Source organism: Agrobacterium sp. SORGH_AS 787 (assembly GCF_030819035.1).
GTDB classification, from domain to species: Bacteria; Pseudomonadota; Alphaproteobacteria; order Rhizobiales; family Rhizobiaceae; genus Agrobacterium; species Agrobacterium larrymoorei_B.
The window spans coordinates 404,309-418,590 of sequence record NZ_JAUTBG010000002.1 but is presented as its reverse complement, the minus strand read 5'-3'; the positions used below and the strand labels follow the sequence as shown (position 1 = coordinate 418,590).

10 protein-coding genes are annotated in these 14,282 nt (G+C 60.7%); 5 read left to right on the top strand and 5 right to left on the bottom strand.

The window, feature by feature from the left end:
* Positions 1-106: 106 nt before the first annotated feature.
* Genes gltB through QE435_RS11500 form a run of 3 tightly spaced genes read left to right on the top strand, consistent with a single transcriptional unit; the run spans position 107 to position 6,487 of the window.
* Complete coding sequence (gene gltB, locus QE435_RS11510; RefSeq protein ID WP_349041446.1) at positions 107-4,846, top strand: glutamate synthase large subunit; 4,740 nt, start codon at positions 107-109, stop codon at positions 4,844-4,846.
* 9 nt (positions 4,847-4,855) lie between these two features.
* Positions 4,856-5,014, top strand: a complete 159-nt coding sequence (locus QE435_RS11505) for a hypothetical protein (RefSeq protein WP_349041445.1) — start codon at positions 4,856-4,858, stop codon at positions 5,012-5,014.
* Between the two features lie 15 nt (positions 5,015-5,029).
* On the top strand, positions 5,030-6,487 hold the full coding sequence (locus QE435_RS11500; protein WP_306934239.1) for a glutamate synthase subunit beta: 1,458 nt from the start codon (positions 5,030-5,032) through the stop codon (positions 6,485-6,487).
* Between the two features lie 57 nt (positions 6,488-6,544).
* Here the strand turns inward: QE435_RS11500 and QE435_RS11495 are convergent, their stop codons facing one another.
* Positions 6,545-7,507, bottom strand: coding sequence for a GlxA family transcriptional regulator (locus QE435_RS11495; RefSeq protein ID WP_349041444.1), 963 nt, complete (start codon positions 7,505-7,507; stop codon positions 6,545-6,547).
* 80 nt (positions 7,508-7,587) lie between these two features.
* On the opposite strand from QE435_RS11495, the gene QE435_RS11490 reads away from it, so the two are divergent.
* Complete coding sequence (locus QE435_RS11490; RefSeq protein ID WP_349041443.1) at positions 7,588-8,259, top strand: DJ-1/PfpI family protein; 672 nt, start codon at positions 7,588-7,590, stop codon at positions 8,257-8,259.
* A gap of 80 nt (positions 8,260-8,339) precedes the next feature.
* Here the strand turns inward: QE435_RS11490 and QE435_RS11485 are convergent, their stop codons facing one another.
* The 3 genes from QE435_RS11485 to QE435_RS11475 all read right to left on the bottom strand — a co-directional run bounded on the left by QE435_RS11485 (position 8,340) and on the right by QE435_RS11475 (position 11,225).
* Positions 8,340-8,531, bottom strand: coding sequence for a hypothetical protein (locus QE435_RS11485; protein WP_306934235.1), 192 nt, complete (start codon positions 8,529-8,531; stop codon positions 8,340-8,342).
* Positions 8,532-8,685: 154 nt separating this feature from the next.
* Positions 8,686-9,924 carry a DUF459 domain-containing protein gene (locus tag QE435_RS11480; protein ID WP_349041442.1) on the bottom strand — a complete coding sequence of 413 codons (1,239 nt, stop codon included), beginning with the start codon at positions 9,922-9,924 and terminating at the stop codon, positions 8,686-8,688.
* A 77-nt stretch (positions 9,925-10,001) separates the two neighbouring features.
* Complete coding sequence (locus tag QE435_RS11475) at positions 10,002-11,225, bottom strand: lytic murein transglycosylase (RefSeq protein ID WP_309771677.1); 1,224 nt, start codon at positions 11,223-11,225, stop codon at positions 10,002-10,004.
* Between the two features lie 200 nt (positions 11,226-11,425).
* On the opposite strand from QE435_RS11475, the gene galU reads away from it, so the two are divergent.
* Entirely contained in the window at positions 11,426-12,316 is an 891-nt protein-coding gene (galU, locus tag QE435_RS11470; RefSeq protein ID WP_309771676.1) for a UTP--glucose-1-phosphate uridylyltransferase GalU, read from the top strand.
* A 386-nt stretch (positions 12,317-12,702) separates the two neighbouring features.
* Here the strand turns inward: galU and QE435_RS11465 are convergent, their stop codons facing one another.
* Complete coding sequence (locus QE435_RS11465) at positions 12,703-14,247, bottom strand: outer membrane beta-barrel protein (protein ID WP_349041441.1); 1,545 nt, start codon at positions 14,245-14,247, stop codon at positions 12,703-12,705.
* Positions 14,248-14,282: the final 35 nt, after the last annotated feature.

Genomic DNA, 14,282 nt, shown 5'->3' with positions numbered 1-14,282 from the left:
GTCCTAAATTGAAATGCGGAGACGGGTTTGGCTTTCCAGATTGGGGCCGGATCGGCCTCCGCCTCTCTGCGTGACACCATGCAACACGATTGCAGGAGGGATGAAAATGACCATACGGCTGGAAGGCGAAAACGCCCAGGCGCTTCTAATGAATGACTGTCCGAGCGACGCGGCGGAGGCGACCGCGCCTCGCGCCACGATTGGCGGTCTTCCGGCCAAGCAGGGTCTGTACGATCCGCGCAATGAGCACGATGCCTGCGGCGTCGGCTTCGTCGCGCATATGAAGGGTCAGAAGTCGCACCAGATCGTCAAGGACGGTCTCTTCATCCTTGAGAACCTTACGCATCGCGGCGCCGTTGGCGCGGATCCGCTGATGGGCGATGGTGCTGGCATTCTCGTGCAGATCCCTGACCGCTTCTTCCGCGAGGAAATGGCAAAGCAGGGTGTGACGCTGCCGAAGGCTGGCGAATATGCTGTCGGCCACATCTTCTTCCCGCGCGATGCAGAGCGGATCGAGCACTATAAGAAGGTCATCGTCGATGTGATCGGCGAAGAGGGCCAGCAGTTCCTCGGCTTCCGCGATGTGCCCGTCGACAATGCTTCGCTCTCCAAGGCGCCGGATATTGCCGCGACCGAGCCGCACCACGTGCAGGTCTTCATCGGCGCGGGTCGGGAAGCTGCGACCAATGCCGAATTCGAACGCCGTCTGTTCTTGATCCGCAAGGTTCTGTCCAACCGCATCTATGATGCCGGCGGCGGCAAGGAAGCGCAGGATTTCTATCCCGTCTCGCTCTCCTCCTCGACCATCGTCTACAAGGGTATGTTCCTGGCCTATCAGGTCGGCGAATATTACAAGGACCTGTCCGATCCACGCTTCGAAAGTGCCGTGGCGCTCGTTCACCAGCGCTTCTCCACCAACACCTTCCCGTCCTGGAAGCTGGCCCACCCATACCGCATGGTTGCCCATAACGGCGAAATCAACACGCTGCGCGGCAACGTCAACTGGATGGCGGCGCGTCAGGCCTCGGTCTCGTCCGAGCTTTTCGGTGACGATATCTCCAAGCTCTGGCCGATCTCCTATGAGGGTCAGTCTGACACCGCCTGCTTCGACAACGCGCTGGAATTCCTGGTGCGTGGTGGCTACTCCATGGCGCATGCCGTCATGATGCTGATCCCGGAAGCATGGGCTGGCAACCAGTCCATGACCGCCGAACGCAAGGCGTTCTACGAGTATCACGCGGCCCTGATGGAGCCATGGGATGGCCCGGCAGCCGTTGCCTTCACCGATGGCAAGCAGATCGGTGCCACGCTCGACCGTAACGGTCTGCGTCCTGCCCGCTACCTCGTCACCGATGACGACCGCATCATCATGGCATCCGAAGCCGGCACGCTGCCGGTGCCGGAAGAGCGCATCGTCAAGAAGTGGCGTCTGCAGCCCGGCAAGATGCTGCTGATCGACATGGAAAAGGGCGAGATCATCTCGGATGAAGACGTCAAGCACGAGCTTGCCGCCAAGCATCCGTACCGCACGTGGCTCGACCGCACCCAGCTGATCCTGGAAGACCTGAAGCCTGTGGAGCCGCGCGCGCTGCGTCGCGACGTGTCGCTGCTCGATCGTCAGCAGGCCTTCGGTTACACCAGCGAAGACACCAAGCTTCTGATGTCTCCGATGGCGACCACCGGCCAGGAAGCCGTCGGCTCCATGGGCACCGATACGCCGATCTCGGCTATGTCGGAAAAGTCCAAGCTGCTTTACACCTATTTCAAGCAGAACTTCGCGCAGGTCACCAACCCTCCGATCGACCCGATCCGCGAAGAGCTGGTGATGAGCCTCGTCTCCTTCATCGGCCCGCGTCCGAACATTCTGGACCATCAGGGTGCGGCGCGTGCCAAGCGTCTGGAAGTGCGTCAGCCGATCCTGACCAATGGCGATCTCGAAAAGATCCGCTCCATTGGCCACACGGAAGACCGTTTCGACACCAAGACGCTCGACTTCACCTATGATGTGGAGCGTGGCGCCGAAGGCATGCCGGAAATGCTCGACCGTCTGTGCGAGCGGGCGGAATCGGCCGTGCGCGGCGGGTACAACATCATCGTGCTTTCCGACCGTCAGGTCGGTCCGGACCGCATCGCGATCCCGGCTCTGCTGGCAACGGCTGCCGTTCACCACCACCTGATCCGCAAGGGTCTGCGCACCTCGGTCGGTCTCGTTGTCGAAACCGGTGAGCCGCGCGAAATCCACCATTTCTGCCTGCTGGCCGGTTATGGTGCGGAAGCGATCAACCCCTATCTGGCTTTCGACACGCTGCTCGACATGCACAAGCATGGCGCGTTTCCGAAGGAAGTCTCCGACGATGAAGTGGTCTATCGCTACATCAAGGCGGTGGGTAAGGGCATTCTCAAGGTCATGTCCAAGATGGGCATCTCCACCTACCAGTCCTATTGCGGCGCGCAGATCTTCGACGCCATCGGCCTGTCGTCGGACTTCGTCGAGCAGTATTTCTTCGGCACCGCCACCACTATCGAAGGTGTCGGCCTGAAGGAAATTGCCGAAGAAACCGTCGCACGCCACACGGCCGCTTTCGGCAAGGACCCGATCCTTGCCAACACGCTCGATATCGGCGGCGAATATGCTTATCGCATGCGCGGCGAAAGCCACGCCTGGAGCCCGGATTCGGTTGCGACCCTGCAGCATGCCGTGCGCGGCAACAGCCAGGAGCGCTACCGTGAATTCGCCGAGATGGTGAATGACAGCAACCTGCGCATGAACACCATTCGTGGCCTGTTCAAGCTGAAGAGCGCCGAGCAGATCGGTCGCCAGCCGATCTCCGTCGATGAGGTGGAGCCGGCAGTCGAGATCGTCAAGCGCTTCTCGACCGGTGCCATGTCCTTCGGCTCGATCAGCCGCGAGGCGCACACCACGCTTGCAATCGCGATGAACCGCATCGGCGGTAAGTCCAACACGGGCGAGGGCGGCGAAGAGGCGGATCGTTACATGCCGCTTCTCAACGGCCAGCCGAACCCGGAACGCTCCGCCATCAAGCAGATCGCCTCCGGCCGCTTCGGCGTGACGACGGAATATCTCGTCAATGCCGACATGCTGCAGATCAAGGTCGCGCAGGGTGCCAAGCCCGGCGAAGGCGGTCAGCTGCCCGGCCACAAGGTGGATGCGACGGTTGCCAAGACCCGCCACTCCACGCCGGGTGTCGGCCTGATTTCGCCGCCGCCGCACCATGACATCTACTCGATCGAAGATCTGGCGCAGCTGATCTACGACCTGAAGAACGTCAACCCGGAAGCCGATGTTTCCGTCAAGCTCGTCTCCGAAGTGGGTGTGGGTACGGTTGCTGCCGGTGTCGCCAAGGCGCGCGCCGACCATATCACCGTGTCCGGCTTCGATGGCGGCACGGGTGCCTCGCCGCTCACCTCGCTGAAGCATGCCGGTAGCCCATGGGAAATCGGTCTTGCCGAAACCCAGCAGACGCTGGTGCTGAACGGTCTTCGTTCGCGCATCGCGCTGCAGGTGGATGGCGGTCTTAAGACCGGTCGCGACGTCATCATCGGTGCGCTTCTCGGTGCCGACGAGTTCGGCTTCGCCACCGCGCCGCTGATTGCGGCGGGCTGCATCATGATGCGCAAGTGTCACCTGAACACCTGCCCTGTCGGCGTTGCCACGCAGGACCCGGTTCTGCGCAAGCGCTTCAAGGGCACGCCGGAACATGTCATCAACTACTTCTTCTTCGTTGCCGAAGAAGTGCGTGAAATCCTCGCTTCGCTTGGCGTTTCCAGGCTGGACGAGATCATCGGCGCTTCGGAGCTTCTCGAGAAGGATGAGATGCTGGCGCATTGGAAGGCACGCGGGCTCGATTTCAGCCGCATCTTCCACAAGGTGGAAGCGCCGAAGGAAGCGACCTACTGGACCGAGCGCCAGAAGCACCCGATCGACGACATTCTCGACCGCAAGCTGATCGAGAAGTCCATGCCGTCGCTGGAAAACCGCGAGCCGGTGGTCTTCGAAGTGCCGATCAAGAACGTCGACCGTTCCGCTGGTGCGATGCTGTCCGGCGCGCTTGCCAAGCGTTGGGGCCATAAGGGCCTGAAGGACGACACGATCCACGTGACGTTGCGCGGCACTGCGGGTCAGTCCTTCGGTGCGTTCCTGGCACGCGGCATCACCTTCGATCTGGTGGGTGATGGCAACGACTATGTCGGCAAGGGTCTGTCTGGTGGTCGCATCATCGTGCGTCCGCCGGAAAATGCCCGCATCGTTGCGGAAAACTCGATCATCGTCGGCAATACCGTGCTTTACGGCGCGATCACCGGCGAATGCTACTTCCGCGGCGTGGCCGGCGAGCGTTTTGCCGTGCGCAACTCGGGTGCGATTGCCGTTGTCGAAGGCGTGGGTGACCATGGCTGCGAATATATGACGGGCGGCATCGTCGTGGTTCTGGGTGAAACCGGCCGCAACTTCGCAGCTGGCATGTCCGGTGGCGTGGCCTATGTTCTCGATGAGACCGGCGACTTCGCCAAGCGCTGCAACATGGCGATGGTCGAGCTGGAGCCGGTTCCGGAAGAAGACGACATGCTGGAAAAGCTGCACCATCACGGCGGCGACCTCATGCACAAGGGACGTGTGGACGTTTCCGAGGACATGACACGCCACGACGAGGAGCGCCTCTACCAGATGATCTCCAACCACTTCCACTACACCAACTCCACCCGCGCCAAGGATATCCTTGATCGCTGGAGCGAGTTCCGCCCGAAGTTCCGCAAGGTCATGCCGGTCGAGTACCGCCGTGCGCTGGAGGAAATGGAACGGCTGAAAATGGGTGTTGCGGCGGAGTAAATCCGCCGCGTGGCAACGGTTCATCGACTGATTTCGCTGCTCATCTCACTCGCCGCACCTGCGGCGACATGGGCAGCCAGCGGCGAAATCAGATTTGAGTTTATCGTGCTGGGGGCGATCTTGGGCATCGCTGACTGGTACTGGGGTCCGAGCGGGACCCTGCTTTGATGTGAGGAAAGTAACATGGGCAAGGTTACAGGTTTTCTGGAAATCGATCGTCAGGTTGGCAAGTATCAGCCGGCGTCGGATCGTATTCGCCATTTCCGGGAATTCACCATTCCCATGTCGGATGCCGAGGTGCAAAAGCAGGCGGCGCGCTGCATGGACTGTGGCATTCCCTATTGCCACGGCCCGACCGGCTGCCCGGTGCACAACCAGATCCCCGACTGGAACGATCTGATCTATAACAACAACTGGGAAGAGGCGATCCGCAACCTCCATTCCACCAACAACTTCCCGGAGTTTACCGGCCGTGTCTGTCCCGCACCGTGCGAGGAAGCCTGCACGCTGAACCTGGAAGATACGCCGGTTGCGATCAAGACGGTGGAACAGGCGATCGCCGACAAGGCCTACGAGCTTGGCTTCATCGTGCCGAAGCCTGCCACGGTTCACACCGGCAAGAAGGTTGCGATCATCGGTTCCGGCCCATCTGGACTTGCAGCTGCCCAGCAGCTTGGCCGCGCCGGTCATGAGGTGCATGTCTATGAGCGCGAGACAAAGGCCGGTGGCCTGCTGCGCTATGGCATTCCCGACTTCAAGATGGAGAAGAACTTCATCGATCGCCGCGTCGAGCAGATCAAGGGCGAAGGCGTCACCTTCCATTACGGCGTCAATGTCGGTGTCGACATGACGGTCGAACAGCTGATGGCCGAGCATGATGCCGTGCTTTATTGCGGCGGTTCGGAAACCCCGCGTCCTGCCGGTATTGGCGGCACCGAATTCCATGGCGTTCATGATGCCATGCCCTATCTGGTGCAGCAGAACCGTCGCGTTGGCCGCGAAAACATCGACAGCGTCGGCTGGCCTGCCGATCCGATCCTTGCTGGCGGCAAGCATGTCGTCGTCGTCGGCGGTGGCGATACGGCGTCCGACTGCGTCGGAACCGCCTTCCGTCAGGGTGCGGTCAAGGTCACCCAGCTCGACATCCGCCCGATGCCGCCGGAAAAGGAAGACAAGCTTGCCGTCTGGCCCTATTGGGCAACCAAGATGCGCACCTCGTCGTCTCAGGCTGAAGGTGCGGTGCGTGAGTTCCAGGTGGCAACGCTCGAATTCGTCGGTGACGAGGACGGCGTGCTGACCGGCGTGAAGTGCTGCCAGGTGGATGAGCGCCGCAAGCCGATTGCCGGCACGGAATTCATCATCAAGGCCGATCTCGCCTTCATCGCCATCGGCTTCTCCGGCCCCTTCACCGACAGCGTTCTGAAGGAACTGGACGGCAAGCTGACGCTCAATACCGACCGTCGTGGCTCGACCAACGTCGTTGCCAATGATCGCGACTACAAGACCTCGATTGACAAGCTGTGGGCCGCCGGCGACGTGCGCCGTGGCCAGTCGCTGGTCGTCTGGGCCATCCGCGAAGGCCGTCAGGCCGCCCGCGCCATCGACGAAGCGCTAATGGGAAGCTCGGTTCTGCCGCGCTAAGTGGCTGATCCTCTGTTTCATGAAGACACGCCCGGACATTGTTCCGGGCGTTTTGTTTTACTCCACCGCCATGAAGCGTTCGCGATAGGCTTGTGGGCTCACTCCGAAGCGGCGTTGGAAGAGGCGGCGTAGTGTCTCCTCGCTGCCGAAGCCGGCGCGTCGGGCGGCGCGGGAGACCGGCTGGGCCTGTTCCAGAAGACGCCTTGCGGTTTCGAGGCGCATTTCCTCCAGCGCCTTTGTGGGTGTCACGCCGGTCTGTTCGCGATAGTGGCGTGAAAAGCTGCGCAGGCTCATGCCAGCCTTGTCGGCGAGATCATTCAGGGAAAGATCCTGCGTGATGTTTTCCATCATCCAGGCATGCAGACCGTCGAAACGGCCACCTTCATCCTGAAGCGTCAGGGCGGCGCTGAATTGCGACTGGCCGCCGGGGCGCTTGAGGAAGACGACGAGCTGGCGGGCGACGGCAAGTGCGACATCGCGGCCAAGATCGTTTTCAACGAGGGCAAGCGCCAGGTCGATGCCAGCGGTAACGCCTGCCGATGTCCAGATACTGCCATCCTGAATGAAGATCGGGTCCGGCTCGAGCCGCACCTTGGGAAAGCGCTTTCGGAACTCGGCGCATCGCTGCCAGTGGGTGACTGCCCGCCTGCCATCCAGCAGGCCGGTGCTGGCCAAAAGAAAAGCGCCGCTGCATACCGACGCCGTTCGTCGCGCCACTTTGGAGCGTTCAGCAATCCAGCCAAGAAGCGCGCGATCCTCACAGGCTCGATAGACACCCCAGCCGCCCGGAACGATCAGCGTATCGACCGCTTCGCTGATCCTGGACAAAGGCGATGTGCCGATCGGCAGCGCTGAGGATGTGACGATCGGGTTCTGCGCGCCGACGACGAGAGGCCTGTAAGGGGCGGGCTTTCCGGACTGGACGAAAAAGTCGTTGGTTGAGGCAAAGACCTGCAAGGGACCTGCCACGTCGAGCAGCTGGATATCGGGGAAAGCGAGGATCTCGATAGGGCGGGTCATTTTGGCCTGAAGTGTGGGCTGATTGGCATTTGTGCCAAACCATGCGCGCCTATGATGAGAGCGTCAACAGGAGAGTTCACATGACCTACCGCTTCGGCTTTCTCGTCTTTCCCAATCTCCAGCAGCTTGATTTGACGGGTCCTTATGAGGTTTTCGCATCGGCGAAAGACAGTGCTGTGCATCTGGTGTGGAAGGACAAGAACCCGGTTCGCTCCGTGACCGGGATCAACTTCACGCCGGATGTCGATTTCGAAGAGAGCCCGCAATTCGACGTGCTGTGCATTCCAGGCGGCGCGGGCGTCAACGCGCTGCTTCGCGACGAGGAGGTTCTCGCCTTCATCCGTAACCAAGGGGAAAAAGCGCGCTTCATAACCTCGGTCTGCACGGGCTCGTTGGTGCTTGGGGCGGCCGGATTGCTGAAGGGCAAGCGGGCTGCTACGCATTGGAACGCCATGGATTTTCTGCCGCATTTTGGCGCGACGCCGGTTTATGAGCGTGTGGTCAAGGATGGCAATCTGATCACTGCCGGCGGCGTGACCTCCGGTATCGATTTCGGTCTTTCGCTTCTCTCAGAATTGATGGGCGAGGAGGAAGCGAAGATCGTGCAACTGTCGCTGGAATATGCACCGGCACCGCCATTCCGTTCGGGTACCCCGCAGGAAGCGCCTGCCGATGTTCTGCAACAGGCGAAAGGTCGGATCGCGCGCTCGCGCCAGGAGCGAGAACAGTTGGTCGGCCAGATCGCTCAATAGCGGTGGCTTACCAGCGCATTCCCACAAAAAAACGGCCCCCGTGCATCTGCGCGAGGGCCGTTTTCCCACGTGGGTAGAAATCAGTGCTTGTTCTTGTGGCTCTGCTGGCCGGCCTTCATGTGCTGCTCGGACGAGCCACCCTGCTTGCCGCTGCTCTTGCTGTCCGTGGAGGACTTGGAAGATGCGCTGCGAGTTGACTTGTCGTCGCTGTTCTTGTGCGACTGCTTGCCAGCTTTAACGTGCTGTTCGTGCGTGCCACCTTGGTTGGCCATGACGGTATACTCCTCATATCCATCTTTTTTAAGCAAGGCCTCATGCCTTGCCGGGCGTTAACACGAGCCCAGGGAGGATCGTTCCGGTTTTAATATTTCGTGATCAAAAATACCGTCGTCCGGGTAGCTGGCTACCCTTTTTCCCTCAAGGCGTTCAATTTGCAGCCGTTTCGCCTGTGGGCGGCATGCGATAGTCGTCCACTCGGCCAAGGGGTGCGTCTTCCATCAGCCCCCGCTTCGTCAGTCTTTCGCGCGGCGTTTCGACGACGGAGAACTTGGCAGGCGCCTGCTTGCCGCCCAACAGCGTGTCGCCGCCGTCAAGATCCGGATCGGTCAGGCTGATCGGTTGGGTACGGACCTGCTGCGCATCGATGCCGAGAGCGGGCAGCGAGGTGAGTGAGGGCAAGTTGCTGCCATCCAACGTGCCGAGACCGGGCTCGGCACCATCCAGATGACGGCGGACGAATTTCTCCACATAGAAAGCGAGCTTCTGCTTGCCGGCCTGGGTCATGCCGATGCCATCCGCTTCGCGCAGACGCGCCTGCTGGCCGTTCACATCATAGCCGGTGGTCACGTATTTGCCGCCCTCATCGACGAAGCCATCCCAAACGTCCACGAACTCGCCGCCGAGCTTTTCGATGTGGCTGCGGTAAAGCCTGTTGAAGCCGACAAAATCGGCGGTCAGCGATGGCGACTGGAAGGCGGGCAGGCCGACCCAAAGCACCGGCACCTGCTGGCGCTTGGCAAGCATGATCAGCGCGTCGATGCGCCGCTCATATTCCTTGAACCAGATCTCGGTACCGTATTTCTCCTTCGTGCCGCCAATGTCCATCGCCTGGCGGTCGTTGGAACCCATCATGATGACGATGGTGGCGGGTTTGGTGTCCTTGATGAATTGCGGAAGGTTGGCGAACCAGTCGTAATAATCCGAGCGCACGAGGCCGGAGGAGCCGTTGGCGCGCACATCGATGGCAATGCCTGCGGAACTCTCGAAAGTGGAGACCAGCGCTTCGCCCATGGCACCTGCAAGAAAATCGCCGACGACGAGGACGCGCCGGGCATTCTCCTGCTTCTCAACCGGTGCCGGCTTTGAGGTGCGCATCTGCACGACCGATGGTGTGCTGCGAGGCGCCGAAGGGCGCGTGACGGAGCGGCTGGGATTTTGCCGCTGCGGCGCTGCCTGCCTGCGCTGCTCGCGGCGTTCGGGCGCATAGAGACGATCATTATATTGGTTGGGGCCGCCGAAGAGCATTTCCATCAGCGTGCGGCGTTCGCGATATTCCTGCGCGATGGCAGGTACCGTCCAAGATGGCAAGCTGAGTGTGACGACAAGAAGCGCGACGCTGCCGCGCTTCATGGTCCTTGCAAAGGGTCCTGTTTCTCTGGTGGTCATGGCGTGATGTTCCCGAGACGGTCCCATTGACTATATGCTAATATTCGCGGCCCGTCAGGACTTATATCCGTTGCCCATCAGTTACGAAGCGCTCTCAGCAGGGTCTGCGATGGCTCGCCATCATTTTGCAGGCCCATGCGCTTTTGGATGGCGCTGATCGCCGCCTTCGAGCCGGAGCCGAAATTGCCGTCGATCTCACCGTCATAATAGCCGAGTTCCTTCATGCGCGTCTGAAGCTCGAACTTCTCCTTGATGTCGAGCGTGCCATTCGGGCGCGGCCACTTCTGCTGCATGCCGCCGTAACCGGCAATCTCGTCTGCCAGAAGGCCAACGGCCAGCGCATAGCTGTCCGAGGCGTTGTAACGCTTGATGGTGAAGAAGTTCTTGGTCATCAGGAAGCCTGGACCGTTCGAACCGCCTTCGAGCTTCAGCGTTGCGCGATCTGAACCGCGCGGGAAACCTTTGCCGTTCGGGCGCAAGAAGCCTAGCTTCTGCCACTCGGCCAGGCTCTTCGTCTGGTCCGCATAGCGCGCGCCGCCCGCAGGCACGGCCGTCTCGTAGCCCCAGGTGCGGCCAGGCTCCCAGCCGTTCTTGGCCAGAAGGTTGGCGGCCGTTGCCAGCGCGTCCGGCACGGAATGCCAGATGTCGCGCTTGCCGTTGCCGTCCGCGTCGACCGCATAAAGCAGGTAGCTTGTCGGAATGAACTGGGTGTGGCCCATGGCGCCTGCCCAGGATCCGGTCAGCTGCTTCGGCGTCACGTCACCGGACTGCAGGATCTTGAGTGCCGCAATCAGCTGCGTGCGCGCGAACTTGGCACGCTTGGGATCGGAATAGGCAAGCGTTGCCAGTGCCTGGGGAATATTGTGCAAGCGCTCGGGCTTTTCCAGCACCGCGCCGTAATTGGATTCCATCGACCAGATGGCGAGGATGACGTGCTTGTCGACGCCGAAATTGCGCTCGATCCAGTTGAGCGTCGTGGCGTGCTTCATCTTCATCTCGCGGCCGATCCGCACCGTGTAGGGGTTCACGCGGCTGTCGAGATAATCCCAGATCTGGGTGGTGAATTCTGGCTGGTAGGTTGCCTTGCGCAGTGCGTCCGGGTCTGGCTCAGTGACGCCTGCGAAGGCCTTTTGATAGGTCGCGCGCGAAATGCCTTCCTTGGCGGCTGTGGCATAGAACTGGTTGATCCATTGCTTGAAACCTGCATCTGCATTGGCAGTGACGGGCGTCAGAGCAATGGTCAGGCCTGCGAGTGCCACGCAGCCAAATTTACGGACGCCGGAAAGGATCATCTTTTTCATCGTCAGTCTTTCGTTTCTCTCGAATGTCAGTTCGATTGCGAGACACGCATCGGGCTTCACGATGGGGTACCAAATTAAAGTCAACAAATTCTTTACCATTAACGACAGGTAAGGTCACGCTTTGCAAAAACTTGCCACTTTTGTCATAACAGGTTCGTGTGCGTTACTTAAATGCCGTTGAAATCTCTGAGGAGGGATGTGTGGTAGAAAAAAAGAAAATTCGGAAAGCGGTCTTTCCGGTGGCTGGCCTTGGCACTCGGTTCCTTCCGGCAACCAAAGCTGTTCCGAAGGAAATGCTCACTGTCGTTGACAAGCCAGTCATCCAATATGTGGTGGACGAAGCGGCTGAGGCTGGTATCGAGCATTTTGTATTCGTGACCGGACGCGGCAAGGGTGTCATCGAAGACTATTTCGATATCCAGTTCGAACTGGAGCAGATGCTGCGCGAGCGCAACAAGAACGCCGAACTCACGCTACTGTCCAATATTCTGCCCAAGGCCGGCATGGCGAGCTTCACCCGCCAGCAGGTTCCGCTCGGTCTCGGCCATGCGGTCTGGTGCGCCCGTGACATCGTCGGCGACGAGCCTTTCGCGGTTCTTTTGCCCGACATGATCATGACCGGCGACAACAAGTCCTGCCTCAAGGGCATGGTCGAGCTCTACGATCAGAGCGGCGGCAACGTTCTTGCGGTTGAAGAATGCGCACCGGAACTCGCCCATCGTTATGGCATCGTCGCGCCTGGCGAAGAAATCGGCAACGGTTTCCGCATTACCGACATGGTGGAAAAGCCTGCCAAGGGCACGCAGCCGTCGAACTACTTCATCAACGGTCGCTACATTCTCCAGCCGGAAATCTTCCAGCTGCTGGAAACGCAGGAACGTGGTGCCGGCAACGAAATCCAGCTGACGGACAGCATGCTGAAGCTTCTCAAGCAGCAGGACTTCACAGCCTATCCGTTCCGCGGCGAGACCTACGACACCGGCGCCAAGGATGGCTTCATTCTTGCCAACCTCGCTTTCGCCCTGCAGCGCGAGGACATCCGTCCGCTGATCGAAGGTCCGCTGAAGGACATCATCGCCAAGATGGGCTGATGACCGGATCGCTCTCGCCCTGCCACGCCGGACTTGGTGTGGAGGGGGGTGATGCATCGGTTATGAAACTTCAATCCCGGCCTCGTGCCGGGATTTGTTTTTGTGGCAACGGCCCACAGCTGCCCGGTGCCATGGTCGGGCCCGATCTCACCATCCATAAGGCTTGAAAGCTTGAGACAGGAAACCTCGGCCTCGACCCACTCAGTCAGACCAAGTCTTTGGTATGAAGGGCTTTTCTCGCCGCTCAGATGCGCGTCGGCTAGATTCCTGGTGACAAGCCCAGGAATGAGGGTGGATGAGAAAGCGTCACAGACGAGCTATCTCCCTTTAAGCCGGACGCCAATGGGTCAAGCCCAAGGGTGACACAGGGCCACAGGATCAACGTCCTATCGCTTCAACGTCAGGCCAGCACCGATCCGCCAATTGTTGTTGTGGGTCACGGGCGTGGTCTCGTAGCTGACGTCGGTGGTGAAATCGAGGTAGCGGTTGATGTTCCAGGTCAGACCGGCGCCAAGCGTGTATTTCGTCTCGTCCCTGATGCTGGAGGTCTGGAAGTTGCGGCGCTCCAGGCCCGTGGTCAGCCTCGCCACGAGGTCGTAGCGCAATTGCTGGATCAGGCCGACGGTCAACTGGCGGGTGACCCAGCCGCCCTCTGGGCCGCCGGCGAAGTCCTCGATGTCCGTCTTCAGGCCGAAATTGACGTCCGTTCCGCGCATCGGCGACCAGGTGAGGGTGCCATCGGTGGTGAGCGCGTTGATGGATGCCAGGCGGCTATCGTCATAGTCGCGCCGCAGAAGCCCGACCGCGACTTCGCCACGCCACTTCTCGCCAAGATCGATCTGCGTTCCGACCTTCGCGCCATAGGAGGTGGAGGAGCGCTGGTAGCCGGTTCTGTCCGTTTTCTGGTCGTAGGAACTCAGCGCGCCGGTCGCTTCCAGGAAGGGAATAAGGGCGGGCGACACTTCATAGCCGACGCGGCCGCGGATGGCAGCACCTGAACGGTCGCGATCGGACAGGCTGATCGACTGGCCGTTCACCCCCTTGGCGTCGGTATAGACGGTCCGGGACAGATCGAGTGCGGCAAGCGTCTTGACGAGGGCGATATTATGCTCGACCGAGGCGCCTGTGGTGAAGAGGTGCTCGCCGCCCTGCACCGCAGCACCGGTGATGGCGTTGGGATCGGTGGTGTCCTCGCGGCTGAAGGTGTAGCCGGCCTTCAGCCTGGCGGTGGTCTGGTCGGCCAGATCGAGCCTCAATTCGGCCTGCACATTGGCGCTCGGATTTTCTCCTGCACTGCCACCGCTGATATTGCGCTCATAGATCCCTTCGCCGGTGACGGTCAGCGCGTGGCGCGACCAGTCGCTCGTCAAGGTGCCGCGAATGCCGGTGGCCAGATAGGTGCGGTTGGTCGACCCTGTGGAGAATGTCTTGTTCTCGTGGTTGATTGTCTGGCTGATGGACGGGCGAAGCGTCAGCGTGCCGATGCGTATGCCGGGCGCCGTGCCATCATCGATGGCCGCCTTCTCTCCGCCATCGACCGTCGTCTCATAGGTGTTTTCCCGCCGGTCAACCGGCTCAATCGCTCCATCGACAGGCTCCGCCACGGCGCTGCCAGGATCGACGCTTGTGCGCGGACCGTTCGTGGTCGTGGTGCCGGTGGTCGGCCGCGGCGTGGGAACGACGGTGACGGCAGGCGTCGGGTCCTGGCCGGAGGCCGGATCATTGGCATAGGGATCGGCGCTTTGCAGCCCGGCAGGCTGAACCGGCATATTCCGACCTGTGTTTTGTCCGGTATTCTGGCCTCTATTTTGTCCGGTCGTCTGGGCATGCGCGGGCGAAGACAGCGAAAGGCACAGCGACAGGCCGGCCGGCAGAGCGACGGCTGCTCTGCGCAACGTCTTCAGACGCGGCGCGGTGCTGTGACAGGTCATGCGTTTCACCCGGGTTCGGTATCTTGGTTACCCAA

What these genes read in the sequence shown, in the direction of transcription:
- QE435_RS11490 (WP_349041443.1), top strand. Translation starts at nt 7,588, where the DNA reads ATGACCTACCGCTTCGGCTTTCTCGTCTTTCCCAATCTCCAGCAGCTT.
- QE435_RS11480 (WP_349041442.1), bottom strand. Translation starts at nt 9,924, where the DNA reads ATGACCACCAGAGAAACAGGACCCTTTGCAAGGACCATGAAGCGCGGC.
- QE435_RS11465 (WP_349041441.1), bottom strand. Translation starts at nt 14,247, where the DNA reads ATGACCTGTCACAGCACCGCGCCGCGTCTGAAGACGTTGCGCAGAGCA.
- QE435_RS11495 (WP_349041444.1), bottom strand. Translation starts at nt 7,507, where the DNA reads ATGACCCGCCCTATCGAGATCCTCGCTTTCCCCGATATCCAGCTGCTC.
- QE435_RS11485 (WP_306934235.1), bottom strand. Translation starts at nt 8,531, where the DNA reads ATGGCCAACCAAGGTGGCACGCACGAACAGCACGTTAAAGCTGGCAAG.
- QE435_RS11500 (WP_306934239.1), top strand. Translation starts at nt 5,030, where the DNA reads ATGGGCAAGGTTACAGGTTTTCTGGAAATCGATCGTCAGGTTGGCAAG.
- gltB (WP_349041446.1), top strand. Translation starts at nt 107, where the DNA reads ATGACCATACGGCTGGAAGGCGAAAACGCCCAGGCGCTTCTAATGAAT.
- QE435_RS11475 (WP_309771677.1), bottom strand. Translation starts at nt 11,225, where the DNA reads ATGAAAAAGATGATCCTTTCCGGCGTCCGTAAATTTGGCTGCGTGGCA.